Source organism: Acidimicrobiales bacterium, from assembly GCA_034521975.1.
Classification (GTDB): Bacteria; Actinomycetota; Acidimicrobiia; order Acidimicrobiales; family SKKL01; genus SKKL01.
Genome location: JAXHLR010000010.1, coordinates 42,252 through 61,832, shown reverse-complemented (window position 1 = coordinate 61,832; position 19,581 = coordinate 42,252). Strand labels below are relative to the sequence as shown.

At 69.8% G+C, this 19,581-nt stretch carries 17 protein-coding genes, 2 tRNA genes and 1 other RNA gene; 5 read left to right on the top strand and 15 right to left on the bottom strand.

The genetic code is table 11. From position 1 onward, the window contains the following. Positions 1-25 precede the first annotated feature (25 nt). The 9 genes from U5K29_15335 to ccrA all read right to left on the bottom strand — a co-directional run bounded on the left by U5K29_15335 (position 26) and on the right by ccrA (position 8,721). Entirely contained in the window at positions 26-265 is a 240-nt protein-coding gene (locus U5K29_15335; GenBank protein MDZ7679911.1) for a hypothetical protein, read from the bottom strand. A gap of 449 nt (positions 266-714) precedes the next feature. Then, the gene (locus U5K29_15330) at positions 715-1,545 is read right to left on the bottom strand and encodes a phospholipid scramblase-related protein (GenBank protein ID MDZ7679910.1); all 831 of its coding nucleotides are present in this window, start codon (positions 1,543-1,545) and stop codon (positions 715-717) included. A gap of 81 nt (positions 1,546-1,626) precedes the next feature. Continuing rightward, positions 1,627-2,772 carry a hypothetical protein gene (locus tag U5K29_15325; protein ID MDZ7679909.1) on the bottom strand — a complete coding sequence of 382 codons (1,146 nt, stop codon included), beginning with the start codon at positions 2,770-2,772 and terminating at the stop codon, positions 1,627-1,629. Then, complete coding sequence (locus U5K29_15320; GenBank protein MDZ7679908.1) at positions 2,762-3,823, bottom strand: hypothetical protein; 1,062 nt, start codon at positions 3,821-3,823, stop codon at positions 2,762-2,764. Before U5K29_15320 ends, U5K29_15325 begins: the two co-directional genes overlap by 11 nt. A gap of 65 nt (positions 3,824-3,888) precedes the next feature. Further along, positions 3,889-5,079 (bottom strand): hypothetical protein, encoded by a 1,191-nt coding sequence (locus tag U5K29_15315; protein ID MDZ7679907.1) that lies wholly within the window; start codon positions 5,077-5,079, stop codon positions 3,889-3,891. Positions 5,080-5,122: 43 nt separating this feature from the next. Then, the gene (locus tag U5K29_15310) at positions 5,123-6,385 is read right to left on the bottom strand and encodes a family 10 glycosylhydrolase (GenBank protein ID MDZ7679906.1); all 1,263 of its coding nucleotides are present in this window, start codon (positions 6,383-6,385) and stop codon (positions 5,123-5,125) included. Positions 6,386-6,406: 21 nt separating this feature from the next. Next, positions 6,407-6,973 (bottom strand): carboxymuconolactone decarboxylase family protein, encoded by a 567-nt coding sequence (locus U5K29_15305; GenBank protein MDZ7679905.1) that lies wholly within the window; start codon positions 6,971-6,973, stop codon positions 6,407-6,409. Further along, positions 6,970-7,371, bottom strand: coding sequence for a methylmalonyl-CoA epimerase (gene mce / locus U5K29_15300; protein MDZ7679904.1), 402 nt, complete (start codon positions 7,369-7,371; stop codon positions 6,970-6,972). Before mce ends, U5K29_15305 begins: the two co-directional genes overlap by 4 nt. Positions 7,372-7,380: 9 nt before the next feature. Further along, a complete protein-coding gene (gene ccrA / locus U5K29_15295; GenBank protein ID MDZ7679903.1) occupies positions 7,381-8,721 on the bottom strand; it encodes a crotonyl-CoA carboxylase/reductase in 1,341 nt (446 codons plus the stop codon). A 128-nt stretch (positions 8,722-8,849) separates the two neighbouring features. Here ccrA and U5K29_15290 point away from each other — a divergent pair, with 128 nt between their 5' ends. Beyond that, positions 8,850-10,034, top strand: coding sequence for an acetyl-CoA C-acetyltransferase (locus U5K29_15290; protein ID MDZ7679902.1), 1,185 nt, complete (start codon positions 8,850-8,852; stop codon positions 10,032-10,034). Positions 10,035-10,498: 464 nt separating this feature from the next. Here the strand turns inward: U5K29_15290 and recR are convergent, their stop codons facing one another. From recR to ffs, 5 genes are all read right to left on the bottom strand, one after another. Continuing rightward, entirely contained in the window at positions 10,499-11,104 is a 606-nt protein-coding gene (gene recR / locus U5K29_15285; protein ID MDZ7679901.1) for a recombination mediator RecR, read from the bottom strand. 6 nt (positions 11,105-11,110) lie between these two features. After that, positions 11,111-11,533: a YbaB/EbfC family nucleoid-associated protein gene (locus tag U5K29_15280; GenBank protein ID MDZ7679900.1), complete on the bottom strand. Its 423-nt coding sequence runs from the start codon at positions 11,531-11,533 to the stop codon at positions 11,111-11,113. Between the two features lie 25 nt (positions 11,534-11,558). Continuing rightward, a complete protein-coding gene (gene dnaX, locus U5K29_15275; GenBank protein ID MDZ7679899.1) occupies positions 11,559-13,382 on the bottom strand; it encodes a DNA polymerase III subunit gamma/tau in 1,824 nt (607 codons plus the stop codon). A gap of 34 nt (positions 13,383-13,416) precedes the next feature. Continuing rightward, positions 13,417-15,153 carry a chloride channel protein gene (locus U5K29_15270; protein ID MDZ7679898.1) on the bottom strand — a complete coding sequence of 579 codons (1,737 nt, stop codon included), beginning with the start codon at positions 15,151-15,153 and terminating at the stop codon, positions 13,417-13,419. Positions 15,154-15,195: 42 nt separating this feature from the next. Beyond that, positions 15,196-15,294, bottom strand: an RNA gene (ffs, locus tag U5K29_15265) — signal recognition particle sRNA small type. A 58-nt stretch (positions 15,295-15,352) separates the two neighbouring features. Here ffs and U5K29_15260 point away from each other — a divergent pair. The 4 genes from U5K29_15260 (at position 15,353) to U5K29_15245 (ending at position 17,322) form a co-directional block, all read left to right on the top strand. Then, a tRNA-Ser gene (locus U5K29_15260) sits at positions 15,353-15,440 on the top strand. Positions 15,441-15,485: 45 nt separating this feature from the next. Further along, positions 15,486-15,938: a tRNA adenosine(34) deaminase TadA gene (gene tadA, locus U5K29_15255; protein MDZ7679897.1), complete on the top strand. Its 453-nt coding sequence runs from the start codon at positions 15,486-15,488 to the stop codon at positions 15,936-15,938. A gap of 17 nt (positions 15,939-15,955) precedes the next feature. Then, positions 15,956-16,045 (top strand) — tRNA-Ser (locus tag U5K29_15250). Positions 16,046-16,104: 59 nt separating this feature from the next. Further along, on the top strand, positions 16,105-17,322 hold the full coding sequence (locus U5K29_15245) for a serine hydrolase domain-containing protein (GenBank protein ID MDZ7679896.1): 1,218 nt from the start codon (positions 16,105-16,107) through the stop codon (positions 17,320-17,322). Here the strand turns inward: U5K29_15245 and U5K29_15240 are convergent. Then, the gene (locus tag U5K29_15240; GenBank protein MDZ7679895.1) at positions 17,319-19,580 is read right to left on the bottom strand and encodes an EAL domain-containing protein; all 2,262 of its coding nucleotides are present in this window, start codon (positions 19,578-19,580) and stop codon (positions 17,319-17,321) included. The genes U5K29_15245 and U5K29_15240 overlap by 4 nt on opposite strands. Between the last annotated feature and the right edge of the window lies 1 nt (position 19,581).

Here is a 19,581-nt window from a genome sequence, read left to right as displayed (position 1 = left end):
CGCTCCTCTTCGTCGTCGGCGCCGGTCAGGCGCCGGAGCCGTGCGGGTCGGGGATCGCCACGGGCAGCGACTCGTCATCGGGGTCGGGCCGGCGCTGCTGGTGTGGTGGCCATGGCCCCTGAACCGGTTGACCCGCCACCTTGAAGTGGTCGATCAGCTGGGGCCAGGCCCACACCGTCGGGCTCTTGCCCGTCTTCGGGGTCTGTTCGATCAGCTCGTACAGCCGCGGGTTCCCGCCGCTGTGGCCATCGGATTCGATCGGCACGTGAGCGCCCCCATTCTTCCTTCTCCCGGTGACGGCTCCCTCCCCCCAAGCGAGCCGTCGCGTCTCGGTTCAACGTAGCACTAGTCCGGTGGACGCGCTCGGGCGTGGGAGCACACGCCAGAGACCGAGGGCCGAGGTTCAGGTTGGAGCCGCCTCGCCGAAGGGCTCGCCGACCTCGATGCGGTCGTCCCACCAGGCAAGGCGGCAACGCCCCGCCTTCTTGGCTGCACAAAGGGTCTCGTCCGCAACCGAGAGCAACGCCGCTGCGTTCGCGACGTCATCGCCCGGCGCGCAGATCCACCCGTTCGGTGTAGCGGCGAGCGGCGTTCACTCATCCACACCCCGGACAGACAGACCAAGCCACCACCGATGAACATGGCGACGCTCACGCGACCCATCAGACCCTGCTGAGGCTCGGGACCGCTCAGGTGGGGTCGTCGCCGGACGGGCTACTCGTCCATGTGCAGCGCGGTGTCGATGCAGACGCCGGCGGCGACCACCAGCTGGCGGAGCGGATCCTCGAGCGGCTTGTGCATCGCCACCACGAACGAGTCGCCTCCCATCAGCGCCTGGGCGATCCCTTCGAAGCTCTTGGTGACCCGACCGATCTCCTCGTCGGCGGGGTCGTAGATCACAAAGTTCCAGTCGCGCCAGTTCGTCCCCCGGATCTGGCCGATGCTGGTGTCGTTCACCTGCAGGTCGAAGCGGATCTTGCGAAACGCGTTCTCCTGGACGACCTTGCCGATCTCGTTGCCGGAGCCGTCCGAGATCGTGATCTTGGACTTCACCAGCTTCGCGGGGCGGTGGAGCGACAACACGACGTTGCCCTCGGCATCGAGCACCTCGAAGGTGTGGGACATGTGCTTGTCCCACTTGGTGAAAGCCCGCACGAGCTGTTTGGCCTGGCTCTGGCCCACCTGGCGGACCGACCCGAGCCGGGTCCCGTCGTGGCTCTCGATCTCGTAGTTCGCCGCAATCTCGGGACCGATCCTGCCCTGCTGCTTGACCACCAGGACCGGTTCGGTGAACAGGTGCCCGGTACCGGTCCATTGCGGGCGGTTCATGGTGAACTTGGAGGCGTTGGCGCCCGAGAGCAGGTAGTCGCCGAGACCCTCGGTCATCTTCTCGTCGGTACCGAACGGGTCGACCTGCTGCTCGCCCTTGGTGGAGATGTGCTCGGTCCAGCTCGATCCGTCGAAGTATCGAAGCTCGCCCCGGCCCATCGGGTCGGCGTACCAGCCGGCCTCATGCTCCCCGGATGAAGTGCTCTGATCGCTCATGACACCAGTGTCGCGGGTCTTGCCGCTCGGTGCAGGCCACGAGGGCGAGCACCTCGGGGACGGTGCCCGGGATCACCGGCGTCAGTGCTGGTGTTGGGTGCAGTCGCCACCGTGGCCTTCGAGCCCGGCGAAGGGACCGCACGGATGGGGCTCGAGCCACACGTGCATCATCGGCTGGCCCTCGCGGAACTCCCCGAACGGGCAGTTGCCGTCGGCGTCGACGGTGCCCACCACACGGTCGCCGAGCCAGCACAGGTCCTGGTGGTCGTGCCAGGTGGTGAGCGTGCCGGCGATGTCGGGGACATCGTCCATGGTCGAGCCCGGGGGCATGATGAACATCGCTGACACCAGGTCCTTGGTGCCATCGGGGTTGACCCGGAACACGATGGACTCGGGTCGACTCGGCTCGAGGGTGATCGGATCCTCGCGAAGCACCGGATGGCTGAAGTGCTCGTAGCCCGTCACGCCGTCGCCGATCGACACGTAGCCTTCGGCCTCCACCCTCGCCGGATCGCTGAAGCGCTCCATCTCGGCCCGCACGTCGTCGACCAAGGCCTGGGCCGCAGCCCGCTGGTCGGCGCTCAGGCGCGGATCGTCGAGCGAGACCACCGGATCGTCGTGGTCGTACGCGGTTCCGGCCACATCCTCGCCAGCGGCATCATGCCCATCGCCGTGATCGTGGGCCCCATCATCAGGGTGATCGTGGGCCTCCTCGTCGCCGTGATCGTGGGCCTCGCCCGCATGGTCGTGATCGTGGGCGTGATCGGCAGCGATGGCCGGAACCGCCAGGCCGAGCACCAACAGCGCGGCCAGGGGCGGGACCGGCGCGACGCGGAACCAGCGGGGTGACGCGATGCCGGCCGCGGCCACCGAGGCGGACCCCGCCGCGAGCAGGGCGAGGAGCACCGCTGCCGAATCCTGGACCCCGACGGTGCCGGGTTCGGTCATCGATTCGACCACCGGCCAGCCCACGGTGCGCGACATCAGCCAGGCCGCCACCGACACAGCGTGGAGCGCGGCGCCCGCGACCAGCGACCAGCGGCTGGGGTGGATCACCACCAACGCGGCCCACCCGGCCTGCAGCACGGCGACCAAGGCGAACAGCCTCACCATGGTGGGAAGGTCGGCGTGGGATCCGGCCGCGGCCGCGTGGACCAGCCCCGCAGCAGCCGACGACGCAGCGGCGACGAGCAGGAACGGCCCCCTCGCCATGGGTTCAGTGCTCATGGCCGCAACCTCCGCCATGTCCCTCGAGCCCGGCGAAGGGTCCGCAGGGGTGGGGCTCCAACCAGACGTGGATCATCGGAGCCGTCGGCCGGAACACGCCGCGTGGGCACGAGCCGTCCTCTCCGGTGGTCGCCACGACCCGGGCATCTTCCCAGCAGAGGTTCTGGTGGTCGTGCCAGGTGGTGAGCGCTCCGGCGATGTCGGGGACGTCGTCCATGGTGCTTCCCGGTGGCAGCAGGTACATCGCCGACACGATGTCGCGCGAGCCGTCGGGGTTGACCCGGGCGACGATCGACTCGATCCGGTCCGGGTCGAGGATGGCGTCGTCGGCCCGGTAACCGGGATGCACGAAGTGCTCGAACCCGGTGACGCCGTCGCCGATGGAGAGGTAGCCCTCGGCGATCACGCGATCGATGTCGGTGAACCGCTCCATGCCCGCCCGGGTGTCGTCGATGAGCTGACGGGCCGCGTGACGCTGTTCGGGGGTGACCCGTGGATCGTAGAGCGAGATGACCGGACCATCGGCGTGGGCCTGGTGGCCAGCATCGGCATCGTCGTCCACGGCATCGTCGTCCACGGCGGCGTCACCATCGGAGGAACCGGGAGCTCGACCGGCATCGGAGGGCTGTTCGGTGAAGGCGATGCCCTGGGCAGGCAGCTCGGTGTCGGCCGGCTCGCTCGCCTCATCCGCAGCCGCCACCGAGCCACCGTCTGGCTCGAGACCCACGACGATCGCGGGAGCCGCCAGCACCAGCACCAGCACCGCGGCAACCGGTGGGACCGACCGGTGATGGAGCCAGCCCGGTCCGGTCTCGGTGACCAGCCACCACAGCGCGAGCACGGCCCCGCCCACGAGGAGCCCCGCAGCCAGCGCCAACAGCACCGCAACGCTTCGCTGCCCGTCGTGGGCGCCGGCCACGGCCGCATGGATCAGCCCTGCGGCGCCCGCGACCACGGCCACCAACAGCATGGGTGTCGCCTTCTGCACCGGTGTCACCGGCGCGGACGGGATGGTCCCGCCGTCGGCTCCGCCGTCATCGATCGCCTGCATGATTCCCCCGTCTTGATCGTGGCACTCCCGAGCCTACGCGGGCCGATCGCCCCTCGCGACGCCGGTCACTCCGACCAGGGCACGACACACGCCCAGGTGTCGAGCAGCGCCTCCACCTCGCCGGGTTCCCGGTAGATCTCCCGGTCTCCCTCGAGACGGCACCGGAGATCGCGCAACCACGGCCCCTCGATCACCTCGAAGGTCAGGTGCCCGCCCGTCGCATCATCGGGCTGGTCGGGTTCGGCGACGTTGACGGTGACCACCCCCAACAGGATCTGGCCGGCGATCAACACGGCGAGACCCCGTCTGCCGAGCACCCGCGTGACACCCAGGACCAGCACCAGGCACAGCCATGCCGGGATGAGGTGGGCCAGCTTCCACGGGAAGCGCAGGAACAGCAGCTCGATGAGGACGAATCCGACGACCGCGAACCGCACCGTGGTCGAGGTGGCCCAGCGGCGGGGAAGCTCACGCCAGAGACGCGGGACGGCCCAGGCGAGCAGAGCGACCACGATCGGGCCGAGGAAGAACAGGTTCTTGATCCCGAAGCGCCCGACCTGGGCGTACCAGGGAGCGGTCTGTGGGGCGGAGCGGGCGATGTCGGACCCGAGCTCGAACAGTGGCGGGAGGTAGACGATCACGGTCAATCCGCCGACCGCAGCCACGACCGCGACCAACCGGCGACGCACCTGAGGGTCGCCCCAGGCGTCGGCCACGACGACCGCCGCGACCACCAGCAACGTGCTCACCCGGCACCCGGCGGCGAGCACGTAGCAGGCCACGGCCGGCACCAGATGGCGCGACAGCTGCAGGTTGGCCCCGACCAGCACGAACCCTGTCGCCCACAAGAAATCGACCATGGAGGTCCCCGCCACCCACACGAAGGGGTTCACCAGCACGGCCAGACCGAACCAGGCCGCGTGTGGGTGACCCTCCCGCTGGAGCAGGCGGGACACCGCCAGCGCGGTCACCGCGGCCATGAGCACCGACCCGAGGTTGACCAGCGTCGCTCCGCCCGCCGCGTGCAAGACGCCGGTGACCGCCTCGAACACCGGCGACCCAGGAGCGCGCGAGACCTGGTAGCCGCCGTCGAGGATCGACCGACCCGAGTGGTAGACGCCCCCGACGTCGAGGTCGGTGCCGGGACCCAGCAGGGTCAGCGGCAGATACCCGGCGATCAGCACCAGCACGCCGAGCGCGACGGCGCGACGGTCGAGCTCGGCGATCCAGCTGGACCGCAGGTCGGTCACGGTCATCGGCGGCGCGCAGCGTAGGCCAGGGGCCACCGACAGCAACAGGTCAGGAGCGACAGCACCGGTCCAGCACGGCACCATGGGGGCCATCGGCGCTGTCCTGCTGGTAGGAGTAGACGGCCACGTGTCCGGTGGCCTCACGCACCAGCTCGACCTGGGTCAGGGCGTCGTCCACCGAGTTGAGGTAGGCGCCGACACCGACCGCCACCCGGCCGGGGTGACGGTCGGCGAGCGATCCGGCGAAGCCGACCCACTGGCGGAACCACTCGGCCTGCTCGGGAACGGCTTCGCGGGTGTAGGCCATGGCCACGACGAAGTCGAGTCGATCGTCATCGAGCCACGCAGGCCAGTCCTGGAACATCCGGCGAGCCGGTCGGGTGCCGGCGAAGCCGCCCGGCGCGGCGGACGGGCCCTCTCCGCCGGCGATCACCGCCGCGCTCAGCAGAGCCTCGGGGCGGACGGTGTCGAGGGTCGTGGCGGCCCGCTCGACCAGCGCCGCCGTGCGCCCGGTGCGCCAGGCCACCCACTCGGGGTCGTCGGGTGCCGGCCGGCCGGAGCGTCCCGTGTCGAGGCGGAACCGGTCGAGTGCCCGCGGGTGGTAGCCCCAGCGGGCGTCGTCGTAGCGGACGTAGTCGAGGTGGATCCCGTCGACCGGGTACCGACCGGCGATGTCCTCGACGATGGCGGCCACGTGGTCGTGCACCACGGGCAACCCCACGTCGAGGTAGTCGGAGTCGGTTCCGTCCTCGGCCACGGTCGTCCACGGGTCGTCGCTGTCGGAGCCGTGCTCGAGCCACACGTGCCCCGGCGGCAGGGTGAGGTCGTCGTACTCGTCGTGGTAGGTGGGCGCGACCACGAACCAGGCGTGGACCTGCAGGCCCCGCTCGTGGCCACCGTCGACGAGGGCCTCGAGCACGTCGAAGCCGGGCTCGAGGGCGGGATCGGGGGTCGGGGGCAGGTAGGCGGAGTCGTAGTAGGCATCGTGTCGTCGGGCCACCTGGGCGAACACCGCGTCGACGCCCGCCGCAGCGACCTCGTCGAGCACCGCCTCGACCCCCGCCGGTGTCTTCAACGTGTCGTCGAAAAGGTGGACCCAGACGCTCGATTCCGGTGGCCCCGTAGGGCGGGGCACCGTGGTCGTGGTGGTCGTGGTGCTCGTGGAGGTGGTCGTGTCCGCCGCGGGTGGAGCAGTGGTGGTGGGATCCGATCTGTCGCCACGGCCGGTGGCATCACCGTCGCCGCCACCGCTGCAGGCGGTCAGCACCGCTGCCACGACGAGCGACCCGAGCGACCATCGAATGGCGGACATGTGGACGGTGGCCGGTCGCGCTCAGCCGGGGAAGCCGGGAACCCCGTCGTCGAGCTGCACGCCCGCCGAGTTCAAGAAGCCCGAGATCATGCGGTAGTAGCCGGCGAGCATGACCAGCTCGACCAGTTGCTCGTCGCTCCAGCGCTGGGCCAACCCACCCCAGGTGGAGTCGCTGACGCAGTCATCGGCGCTCAGGTCGTCCACCATGGCGATCAGCGCCCGGTCGTCGTCGGACCACGGATGCTCGCTGACGTTGGTGGCCAGCGCCTCGATCTCGTCGTCGGTGAGGCCCGCCCGCCCGCCGATGAGGGTGTGCTGACCGAACTCGTACTCGGCATTGGCCCGGTGGCCGACCCGCAGGATCACGATCTCACGTTCGCGCTCGGGGATCGTGCCCTTGTTGAGGAACGCGCCGCCCAGCAGCACCGCCCGGTTGGCCACCCGCCGGTTGTGGACCATGGTGGCGAAGATGTTCAGCGGGCCACGCTCGGGGCGGGTGCCGGTCTTCTCGAGGACCTCGGACTGCTCGGAGGTGGGGTCGGCGACCGGCCGGATCCTGGGTTCGGAGGGCCGGGGTGGGCGGCTCACTCCTCGACCAGCTCGATGAGGGTGCCGAAGGCGGTTTTGGGGTGCACGAAGGCCACCGTCGTGCCCCGCGAGCCGGGGCGGGGAGCCTCGTCGATCACCCGACCGCCCTCGTCCTTGACCGCCTGCAACGCGGCGGCGCAATCGGCCACCCGGTAGCCGATGTGGTGGAGGCCCTCGCCCTTCTTCTCCAGGTACTTGGCGACCGGCGAGTCGTCGTTGACCGGCGTGAGCAGCTGGATGTAGGACTCGGCCACCTCGAGCAGGGCCTCTTCGACGCCGTCGGACTCGACGACCTCGCGGTGGGCGACCTCGGCCCCGAAGGTGCGCCGGTAGTAGCCGATGGCCTCCTCGAGGTCATTGACGGCGATGGCGACGTGGTCGATCTCGGTGAGCAACATGGTGGTCTCCTACCCGCCGGCCCGGCGGAACAACGTGATCTTGTCCTCGCCGACCTGTTCGCGCAGCTCGGGGTCGTCGATGCCCTGGCCCTCCTCGCTGGCCAGGCACAGCACGCCGATCTTGCCCTCGTGCAGGTTCTGGTGCATCTGATACGCGGCCTCGCCGGTGTGGGCGAGATCGTGCACCGCCGAGAGGATCGGCTGGATCTTGCCGTCGCAGATGAGCTGGTTGGCCTGCCAGGCCTCGTGGTAGTTGGCGAAGTGCGAGCCGATGATGCGCTTGAGTCGCATCCACAGGTGCCGGTTGTCGAACTCGAGCATGTACCCGCTGGTGGCGGCGCAGGTGACGACGGCACCGCCCCGCCCGACGACATAGACCGATGCGCCGAAGGTCTGGCGGCCGGGGTGCTCGAACACGACGTCGACGTCGCGGCCGATCAGGTCGCGGATGTCTGTGCCCAGGCGCCGCCACTCCTTGGGGTCCTGGGTGTGCTCGTCCTTCCAGAACTGATAGCCCTGGGTCTTGCGGTTGATGACGTGCTCGACACCCATCTCCCGCAGCACATCTGCCTTCTCGTCCGATGAGACCACCGCGACCGGGGTGGCCCCGCCGTTGAGACAGTACTGGACGGCGTAGCCACCGAGACCGCCGGAGGCGCCCCAGATGAGCACCGCTTCGCCCTGCTTGATCTGGTACGAGTTCGGCGACAGCAGCATGCGGTAGCTGGTGGAGTTGACCAGCGCGTTGCAGGCCGCCTCCTCCCACGACAGGTGGGCCGGCTTGGGCATCAGCTGGTTGGCGCGCACCACCGCCAGGTCGGCCAGACCGCCGAAGTTGGTCTCGTATCCCCAGATCATCTCGTTGGAGGCCAGCATGGCGTCGTCGTGGCTGAGCGGGTCCTGGTCGTCCACGTAGTTGCAGTGCACGACGACCCGGTCGCCGGGCTTCCAGGCCCGCACCGCCGAGCCGACCTGGACGACCACCCCGGAGGCGTCGGAGCCGATCACGTGGAAGTCCTGGGCATGGCGGGCCGACCACTCGCTCTGGCGGGCCAGGCGGTCGAGCGCCCCGAAGGTCGACACCGGCTCGTAGGTGGCCGACCACACCGTGTTGAAGTTGATGGCGCTGGCCATCACCGCGACATAGACCTCGTCGGGGGCGAGCTCGGGCGTCGGCACCTCCCCCACGTGGATCGCCTGGCGGGGATCCTTCTGCGATGACTCCATGCCGGCGAACATCTCCTGTTCGCTGCGCAGCAGGTGCGCGGCACGGTAGGACTGCGGAACGGGCAGCGCTGCGAGGTCCTCGCCCGACGCTCCCCCTGTGATGGCCTCGAGAATCTGCTCCATGGGCGGCAACCTAGTGGCGGGTCGGACTCCGGCTCCAATGGCTACCGCCTGGTACCCCGTCTGGCCGTTGCGGCGGGGACATCCCTATGCTGGGCTTCGTACACCTGCCACATCCAGGGGAGGACCTCATGGCTGGTTCCGTCATCCTTCAGGGCGCTCGTACTCCGATCGGCAAGCTGTCGGGAGGGCTCGGATCCTTCGAGGCGACCGACCTCGGCGGCTTCGCCATCAAGGCCGCGCTCGAACGCGCCGGGGTGAGCCCCGACAAGGTCGACTACGTGGTGATGGGGCAGGTGCTGCAGGCCGGCGCCGGCCAGATCACCGCCCGTCAGGCCTCGGTGAACGGCGGCATCGGCATGGACGTGTCGGCCACCACGGTGAACAAGGTGTGCCTCTCGGGGCTGCACTCGATCTTCATCGCCGACATGCTGATCCAAACCGGTCAAGCCGACATCGTGGTCGCCGGTGGCATGGAGTCGATGACCAAGGCCCCCTACCTCCTCCCCGGTGCCAGGGAGGGATACCGGATCGGTGACCAGTCGGTCATCGACTCGATGATGTACGACGGGCTGTTCTGCGCCTTCGACCAGTGCGCCATGGGTGCAGGCACCGAGAAGTACGCCGCCTCGGCCGGTCTCGATCGTGGACCCCAGGACGAGATGGCGGCCAAGTCCCACGAGCGGGCTGCTGCTGCCCAGAAGGACGGCAAGTTCGGCACCGAGATCGTCCCGGTCGAGGTGCCACAGCGCAAGGGCGACCCGATCGTCGTCGACACCGACGAGGGTGTGCGAGCTGAGGCCACCCTCGACTCGCTCGGCAAGCTGCGCCCGGCCTTCGACTCGGCCGGCAACATCACCGCCGGCAACGCCTCGCAGATCTCCGACGGTGCCGCGGCGGTGATCGTCACCTCCAAGGAAGTCGCCGACCAGCTCGGCGTGACTCCGCTGGGCGAGGTCGTCTCCTACGGGATGGTCGCCGGACCCGACGCCTCGCTGCTGACCCAGCCGTCGCGTGCGATCAAGCAGGCGGCCGAGAAGGTCAACATGACCGCAGGCGATCTCGACCTGTTCGAGATCAACGAGGCTTTCGCCGCGGTCGGCGTCGCCGCCATGGGTGACCTCGGCATCACCGACGAGGTCACCAACGTGAACGGTGGGGCCATCGCCCTCGGGCATCCCATCGGCATGTCGGGCACCCGCCTGGCTCTGCACCTGCTGCTCGAGCTGGGCCGCCGCGGTGGCGGCACCGGCGCAGCGGCCCTGTGCGGCGGTGGTGGTCAGGGCGACGGCATGATCCTGCGCACCGTGTCGTAGGCCTCGCACCCACGATTCGATCGACGGGGCCCGGGCGCTGACCCGGGGCCCCGTCGCGCCCGCCCAGCAGGATTCGGAACCCGATTCCAAATATTACGATCGATCGAGGGGTTGTCATCAGTTCGTCATTGTTGTAATGTGATCGCAACAACAGATCGACCGGGTGAGCCACCCTCCACACGTTCCGACTCCCCCACGGACACCGATCGGCGCACAACGACGTGCCCACCGATCGTTCGCTCACCCAGGTCACTCGGGGTACCGCTCCGGCGGGTCGGACTTACCGCCCGCGCCCGACTCGTACGGAGCGGTACCCCGAGGAATCCGAAACACCACGACATGCGCACCAGCACCCCGCCTGGATTCGACACCGAACGGCGAGATCCCGGGCTGGGATGCCGGCACCCGGGCCTGTCGCGAGGAACGCACCGACGAGGTGCTGTGTCCGTTCCCTGATCCGGACACTATCCTTGGAACGACCGGCGGCCTTCGAGCGCCCGGCCGAGGGTCAGCTCGTCGGCGTACTCCAGGTCGCCGCCGACCGGCAGGCCGCTGGCGATCCGGGTGACGGTGATGCCGAGGGGGGTCAGCAGCCGCGCCAGGTACATGGCGGTGGCCTCGCCCTCGATGTTGGGGTTGGTGCACAAGATGACCTCGGTGATGCCCTCGGGCTCGAGGCGGGTCAACAGCTCCTTCACCCGCAGCTGATCGGGGCCGATGCCCTCGATCGGGCTGATCGCCCCCTGCAACACGTGGTAGCGACCCCGAAACTCCTGGGTGCGTTCCACCGCCACCAGGTCCCTCGACTCCTCGACCACACAGATCAGGTGCGGGTCACGACGCTCGTCGGCACAGATCCCACACAGCTCGCCCTCGGCGATGTTGAAGCACCGGACACAGAACGACACCCGCTTGCGGGCCTCGACGATGGCGGTCGCCAGCCGCACCGCGTCCTGCTCGGGAACCTTCAACAGGTGGAACGCGACCCGCTGCGCCGACTTCGGACCGATCCCGGGAAGCCGGCCCAACTCGTCGATGAGATCCTGGACCGCGGCGGCGTAGACCCCCACCGCCGATCAGTCGTCTTGCTCGGTAGAGGACCCGGGACCGAGCAGCCCACCCAGACCACCCATCGTCTCGTCCATCTCGGGGCCCCCGAAGGCATCGGCGATACCACCGAGATCGAGCCCACCCATGGCACCCTCCTGCATCTCGTTGATGCGGGCGACCGCGTCGTGGAGCGCCGCGAGGACCAAGTCCTCGAGCAGGCTGGGGTCGTCAGGATCGACAACGCTGGGGTCGATCCGCACCGACCGGAAGTCGAGACCACCCGTGACCTCGATGGTGACCGAGCCGCCTCCCGCGCTGCCTTCGACCACCGCCGAGGCCGCCTCGGCCTGGGCATCGATGAGCTGCTGTTGCATCTGTTGGGCCTGGGCCAACAGACCGCCGAGATCGGGGAACGCCTGCTGGCCGCCAGGATCTGTTGGTTCGCTCATCGCAGACTCCTCTGCTTGGTGGGGATCATCGCTGCTCCTCGACCACCTCGGCGCCGGGAAACAGCTCGGTGATGCGCTCGACCGAGCTCGGGGCGCCCACGTCAGCGTCGCTGAGCTCGGAGACATCGCCGACATCGTCGGGGTCGTCGGGGCCGTCGTTGTCGGTATCGGTGGCGGTGGCGGTGCCGCGACCGCCGTCGCCCGCGCCCGCCGGGGGCGCTCCGGTCTGTGCAGTGGCCCGGGCGCCGGCAGGGCCCGAGTCGGGACCCGGCACCGACTCGCCGTCGACCACGAGCCGCAGCGGAACCGCGACGCCGAAGTGGTCGGCGAGCGCGGACTCGACCTCGGGGCGGAGGTCCTCGCAGCGGTCGCGGTGGATGGGGTTGGGTAGCGCGAACACCGCGTGGGTGTCGACCGCCACGAACCGTCCCGCTCCGTAGCGCGCCCGCGCCCGGTTGGAGAGCCGACCCATCACCTGCGCCTGCCAGGCGCTGGCCATCGCGTCGAGGCTCGGCAGCTCGCCCCCGGAGGATGGCGGGCTCGCCTCGGGCCGTTCGGGAGAGACCGGTTCGGCGGGGCTCGGCGGCGGAGCAGCCGACCGAGGGTCGGACTTCGGGCTGGAACCGGCCCGTGGCGGCATCGGCGGTGGTGGTACAGATGGTGGTGCGCTCGCAGCGCCTGGTGCCGCGGGCGCGTCGTGCGCCGCGGGGGCAGGACCCGGCGAAGAGGTGGGCGCCGGAGCCCCACCACCCTCGAGCAGGCGTTCGAGCCGCGACACCCGTTCGACGAGCGCTTCGAGCGAGGTGTCGACCTCGGGGTTGGAGAGGCGAACCAACGCCACCTCGAGCGGGATCCGGGTATCGCCCACGTGGCGCATGTCGGCGATCGCCTCGCCCACCAGCTCCAAGGCCCGCGTGATCGACGCGCGACCCATGCGATGGGCGCGGTCGCGGGCCTGTTCGCGGGTGGTGTCGGTGAGGTGGTCGAGCGGACCACCGACCGAGGCGAGGAAGACGTCGCGCAGCGCCCCCAGCAGGTCTTCGGCCAGCGGACGCGGTTCACGCCCGACCGCCATCGCCGACGCCACCGCGGCCATGGCGGCGCCGCTGTCTCGCTCGCACAGGGCGTCGATGATCTCGTCGCTCGAGCCGCCTTCGGTGGGCACACCGCCGGCAGAGACGATCTGCTCCAACGCCGACAGCGTGTCCCGTGCCGACCCACCGCCCTGACGGAGGGCATAGCCGATGCCCTCCTCATCGACGTCGAGCCCGGCGTCGGCGATCACCCAGCGGACGTGGGCGGCGAGCACATCGGCGGCGATGAGCCCGAACTCGAGGTGCTGGGTGCGGCTGCGGATGGTCGGCAGCACCTTGTGAGGATCGGTGGTGGCCAGCACGAACACCACGTGGGGTGGCGGGTCCTCGAGCGTCTTGAGCAGGGCGTTGGACGCTCCCGCCGACAGCATGTGGACCTCGTCGAGGATGTAGACCTTGGTGCGGCCAGGGGACCCGATGCCGGTGCGGCTGATGAGGTCGCGGATCGCCTCGACCCCGTTGTTGGACGCGGCATCGAGCTCGTGCAGGTCGAACGACGCCCCGGACTCGATCGAGCGGCAGCTCTCGCAGGTGCCGCAGGGGTCGCCCCCTTCGAGGTGGTCGCAGTTGAGCGCCTTGGCCAGGATGCGGGCGGTGGAGGTCTTGCCGGTGCCTCGCGGACCGCTGAACAAGTAGGCGTGTCCAACCCGCTCGTCGCGCACCGCGCTGCGCAGGGCGCGCACCACGTGGTCTTGGCCGACCAGGTCGCTGAAGCGCTGCGAGCGATAGCGCCGGTAGAGGGTCTGGTATGCCATCGACGCCGACTCTACCGGCGCAGAGCGACGCTCATCAGCGGGGACCGGATCCGGACGGATCATCGGCGTCGAGACGGTCCATGAGCTCGCCCAGATCGAGGATCGACTCCTGGGACACCAGGCCGTAGAGTTGCCCGGCGGAGTCGACGACCGCGAGGTGATCGGCGGGTGACTTCGACAGGGCGGTGAGCGCCGCCGCCACCGTGGTGTCGGGATCGAGCACGACGAGGTCGGTGCGCATGACCTCGCTGACCGATGTCTCCATCCAACGCTCGCTCTCCACGGCAAGGACGTCATCGAGCAGCACCATCCCGCTGTAGGACCGCTCACCCTCGACAACGGGGATGGCGCGGCGACGGGCGAGCGCGATGTGCTCGGTGAACAGCTCGGCCAGCGAGTCGTCGGGATCGGTGGTGGCCACGTCGGTGATGAGCGCGGTGGAGATGGGAAGGCCGGCACGACGCTCGAGGTGGCCGAGTCGCTCGTCGCGCTGGTAGGCGGTGACCGAGCTGCTTCCGGCCAGTATCTGGCCGAACACGGCGGCGATGAGCCCCGGGACCACGAACCCTGGCCGCCCGGTCGCCTCGGCCACGAACATCACCGCAGCCAAGGGCACGCGGTAGCCGGCGCCCAGGAACGCGGCGATGCCGAGCACCGGGTAGAGGGTGGGGTTGTGGCTCCCGATGAGCACCCCGATGGCCTGACCGGTGATGGCGCCTTGCACGACCAGCGGCACGAAGAGCCCGCCGGTTCCCGATCCCGCCACCGTCGCCGCGGTGGCGACGACGCGCATGCTCCCCAACAACACGAGCAACCAGATGGTGGTCTCGAACTCGAACACCCACTCGATGGCGGGCAATCCGGGACCGAGGGTGAGCGCGAGCCCGTCGAACGCCGCGTGACTGGCCACGACCAGACCACCGAGGAGCACGGCCGCGATCGGGGTGACCACCAGCGCTCGGGAGCGGTCGGCCACACCCTTCGCCCATCGGATCACCATCCCGAACAGGCGAGCACCGGCCCCACAGGTGATGCCCACCAGGGCGGCACCGATGAGGTCGCGTCCATCGATCAGTGTCGCCCCGGCCACCGGGAACAACGGCTCGGTGCCGTTGATGGCGACGAAGGCGAGATAGCCCGACGCCGCACCCACGAGCGCTGGCAGCAGGCTCCGGCGGGCCAGCTCGTTGCGGAACGGGACCTCGATGGCGAACACCGCGCCGGTGGCCGGTGCCCGGAAGATGGCCCCAACCCCGGCCGCGGCGCCGGCCACCAGCAGGAGTCGGACGTCGTCACGGGCAAGCAGGGCCCGCACCCTGGTGCCGAACGCCTGGCCGATCCCGGTCCCGAAGTAGACCGACGGTCCCTCGAAGCCGAGAGCACCACCCGAACCGAGGGTGGCACTGCTGGCCACCAGCCGGGCGAAGAACGCCCGGCCGTCGAAGCGGGCTTCGAGACCGTGGAACGCGCGCAGGTACTCGTCTGTGGTGGCCGGACTGGCCCCCGCCCCGATCCATCGCAACGCCAGCACCGACACCACGAGGCCGAGCCCGGGAAGCACCATCTGCAACCCGATCGGGGCCTCGAGCAGCTGCTCGAGCAGCTCGCGGTCGACCACCCGGTCGAACACACCGACGACCACACCGACGACCACACCGGTGATCGCCGCCGCGAACACGACGCGGCGGGCCATCGACATCAGCTCGCGCAGCTCGTTGCGCGCGGCAACCGTGGATGCGGCACTCCACGGTGATCGTCCACGCGAGGTCATCGCTGCTCATGGTGGCACGCGAAAGCGCCCGCCCTCGCAAGTGGCGGTCAGGCGATCTGCGGCACACTGCAGGATCCGCTGAGAGCTGCTGCCTTCCGGCCCTGACTCGGTTCACGGGCTGCGGTTGCACAGGACCCGACCGCCACATGCGAAGGCGGGCGCAGGACCACGATAGCCTGTCGGTTCGGTACCAACACCCGGAGGGGTGCGAGAGCGGCCGATTCGGCACGCTTGGAAAGCGTGTGTGGGGCAACCCACCGTGGGTTCGAATCCCACCCCCTCCGCCACACCAACCACCACGACCCACCCTCACACACGTCCACGGAGCCCCGGTGTCACACCAGGATCTGATGCAGGTGGCACTCGACGAGGCCCGGCGGGCACCCGCCCACGGCGACGCCCCCATCGGTGCGGTCGTGGCCCACCAGGGGCACGTCATCGCCCGGCGCCACAACGAGCGCGAACTGCACGGCGACCCCACCGCGCACGCCGAGATCCTGGCGCTGCGCGACGCTGCGACCGAGCTCGCCAACGGATGGCGACTCGAGGACACCACCCTGGTCGTGACCCTCGAACCGTGTCCCATGTGCGCGGGAGCAGCCGTCGCGGCGCGGGTCGCAACCGTCGTCTACGGCGCCGCCGACCCCAAGGCCGGCGCCTGCGGATCGCTCTACAACCTGTGCGCCGACCCCCGCCTCAACCACGAGCCCGACGTGGTGCACGGCGTGCTCGGCGAGGAGTGCGGCGACCTGTTGCGCTCCTTCTTCGCAGCGCGTCGCACCTGACCGCTACCATCGTCGGCGGAAGGTTGCCAGAGCGGACGAATGGGGCGGCCTCGAAAGCCGTTGTGGCCTCCGGGTCACCGTGGGTTCGAATCCCACACCTTCCGCCAGCGGCCGGGGCGCACCACGGTGCGCCCCGGCCCTCTTCATTCGAAACAGGGGGGAACACATGAAGCACGATCCAGACGCCGCAGGCCTCGAGCCGCGCCAGCTCGAGCGGCTCAGCCGACACCTGCGCTCCCGCTACATCGAGCCCGGCAAGCTCGCCGGCTGCCAGACCGTCATCGCCCGGGGCGGCACGGTCGGCTACTCCGAAGCCTTGGGGGTCGCCGACCGCGAACGTGGCACCGAGATCGGCGACGACACCATCTGGCGCATCTACTCGATGACCAAGCCCATCACCGGTGTCGCCCTCATGCAGCTCTACGAACAGGGGCACTTCCAGCTCACCGATCCCGTCCACCGATTCATCCCCGCCTTCGGCGACCTGATGGTCCGCCAGCGCGACCCCGACGGCGAGACGCACCTGGTCGAGCCCATCCGCCCCATGACCGTCCGCGACGTGCTCATGCACATGTCCGGCTTCGGCTTGGGGGCCATGACGCTGCGCAACCCCGACGGCGGTGCAGCGGGTCCCGACAGCTTTCTCGACGGCGAGCGCGACCTCGCCGCCATGTGCGACGCGCTCGCCCAACGGCCCCTCGACTTCCACCCCGGCACCCAGTGGGCCTACGGCGTGTCCACCGACATCTGCGCCCGGCTGGTCGAGATCATCTCCGGCCAGCGCTTCGACGACTACCTCCAGACGAACGTCTTCGACCCGCTCGCCATGGTCGACACCGGCTTCCGCGTGACCGACGAGGCGCTTCCTCGCTTCGCCGCCTGCTACCGCCGGGCCAGCGACAAGTCGCTCAAGCTCCAGGATGACCCCGATACCAGCCCCTACCGCCGCCAGCGCGCCATGCTGTCGGGAGGCGGTGGTCTGGTGTCCACGATGGCTGACTACGTGCGCTTCGCCCAGATGATGCTCAACGGTGGCGAGCTCGACGGGGTTCGGGTCCTCGGACCCAAGACCGTCGAGCTCATGACGACGAACCACCTGCCCGGCGGGGCTGACATGACCGAGTACGCCCTCCCCGGTGGCTACGGCGAGGTCGGCTTCGAGGGCATGGGCTTCGGCCTCACCATGGCGGTCGGCCTCGGGCCGGCCCGCACCGCCCAGATCGGATCGGTCGGCGACTACATGTGGGGCGGCATGGCCTCCACCACGTTCTGGTGCGATCCGGCCGAGGAGCTGCTGGTGGTGTTCATGACCCAGCTCATCCCATCGGGCACCTACAACTTCCGGGGACAACTCAAGTCGCTGATCTACCCGGCGCTCGTCTAGCCCGAACGGGCTCCTCGTCGGCGAGTGGGGGCCGGGTCCGCGGTCGAGGTGGCGACCGCGGCCACGAAGTGCTCGGGGCACCCCAACAGGTAGCCCTGGCCCTGGTCGCAGCCAAGGTCGATCGCAGCGGCGAGCTGCGCCTCGGTCTCGATGCCCTCGGCCACCACCTCGATGCCGAGCGAGTGGGCCAGGTTGACCGATGCGGCCACGATGGCGTGCTCCTGTGACAGCGGATCGCCGAGTCCGGCCACGAACCGTTGGTCGATCTTGAGCTCGTCGGCCATGGTGAAGCGACGCAGGTAGTCGAGGGTCGCGTAGCCGGTCCCGAAGTCGTCGATCGAGATGCAGACCCCCAGGCCCTTCAACCGGTTCAAGGTGGCGATGGCCAGGTCCTCGTCGCGGGCGAGAGCGAGCTCGGTGACCTCGAAGCAGATGCGCCCCGGATCGATGCCGGTCCGATCGAACAGGCGGGTGACCCGATCGACCAGCCCCGGGGTCGAGAGCTGTCGCGGCGACAGGTTGACCGCCACCCGCATGTGGGTCCCCCGGTCGAGCTCGGGCCAGGCGACTGCCGAGCGGAACGCCTCCTCGATCACCCACGCACCCAGCGGCACGATCAGTCCCGTGTCCTCGGCGATGGAGATGAACTCGTTCGGACCGACGACCCCGGCGCCAGGCCGTTCCCAGCGCACGAGCGCCTCGACACTGGTCTGACGTCGATCGGCCAGATGCATCACCGGCTGGAAGTGCAGCACCAGCTCGCCGCGGTCGTGGGCGCCGTGGAGACCGCGTTCGATGTCGACCCGGCTCACCACCCGATCATGGTCGTCACGATCGAACAGCGCGACCCCGTTTCGTCCGTTCTCCTTCGCCCGGTACATGGCGTGGTCGGCGTCGCGGATCACCTCGTCGGCGGTGGTCTCTGGTCCCTCGGCGATGGCGACACCGACGCTGGCGCGCATGGGCAGGTCGTCCCCGTGGAACGAGACGGGCGCCTGGAGCACGTCCCACACCCGGTCGGCGACGGTGAGGGCATCGGTGACGTCGGCGATCTCCGAGCAGACCATGAGGAACTCGTCACCACCGAGGCGTCCAACGGTGTCGCCCGCCCTGAGCACCCCCTGGAGCCGACCGGCCACCTCGCAGAGCACAGCGTCGCCGGCCGCGTGTCCCAGGGTGTCGTTGATGTGCTTGAAGCGATCGAGGTCGACGAAGAGCACCGCGACGCCCGAGCGGTCGCGCGACGCCCGGTACAGCGCCTGTTCGACCCGGTCGAGCAGCAAAGTCCGGTTGGGGAGTCCGGTGAGGTCGTCGTGCAGGGCCCGGTGTTCGAGCGCCTCGGTGGCCAACTGGCGCTCGACGGCGATGGCGGCGAGGTGCGACGACTGCTCGATGAGGTCGAGCTCGCCCTCGTCGAGCACACGGTGATCGGTGCGAACAACCACGATGGCCCCGACCGGTTCGCTGCGGCCGAGGACGTGGAAGGGACGCACCCACAGCGACTCGACGCCGGCCGACCGGCACGCGGTCCGCAACGGGAACCAGTTCGGGTCCATGGCCGACACCACCGTGGTGCAGTCGGGGAGTCGCCCGATCGCCTTGCCGACCGGCGAGCTCGGCGCCGCGCCGTGGAGCACCTCGACGACGGTCTGGGGAACCGAGGGCGCGGCGGCAACCTGCCAGGTGCCGGCGACGTCGGTGAGCAGGACCGCCGCCACCGCATCGGGCAACCAGTGCTCGACGCGCTCGACCAGGCGGTCGGCGACACTGTCGACCGACACGCCGCGAGCGATCGACTCGAGCAGGGACCGCTGCTCGGCCATGGCCGCGTCGAGCATCCGTCGCTCGGTGAGATCGACCGCGGTGACCACGACCGAACCCTCGCCGTCGGGTCTGAGCTGGTTGTCGATCATCGCCTCCACGGTGCGAGAGCGCCCATCCGCCGTCATGGCCGACAGCGTGATGGGCCCGTGCGCCCCCGGTTCGAGGAAGATGCGGTCGAGCACCTCGGCGGGCACATCGTCGGGGTCGGCCACGAAGAGCGACGAGACAGGCGATCCGATGAGCCCGCCCCTGCGGTGGCCGAGCCGCTGCTCGACCGAGGCGCTGACCGCGAGCAAGGTTCCGTCGGGTCCCACGACCGCGACCAGGTCCGAGACGTGGGCGAGGACCGCGTCGGCGCGCAGGTCGATGACCACCTCAGGGCCCATGTCCGGGAAGGGCAGCGCCGCGTCGGGGCGGGGGCTACGGGGTGCCATC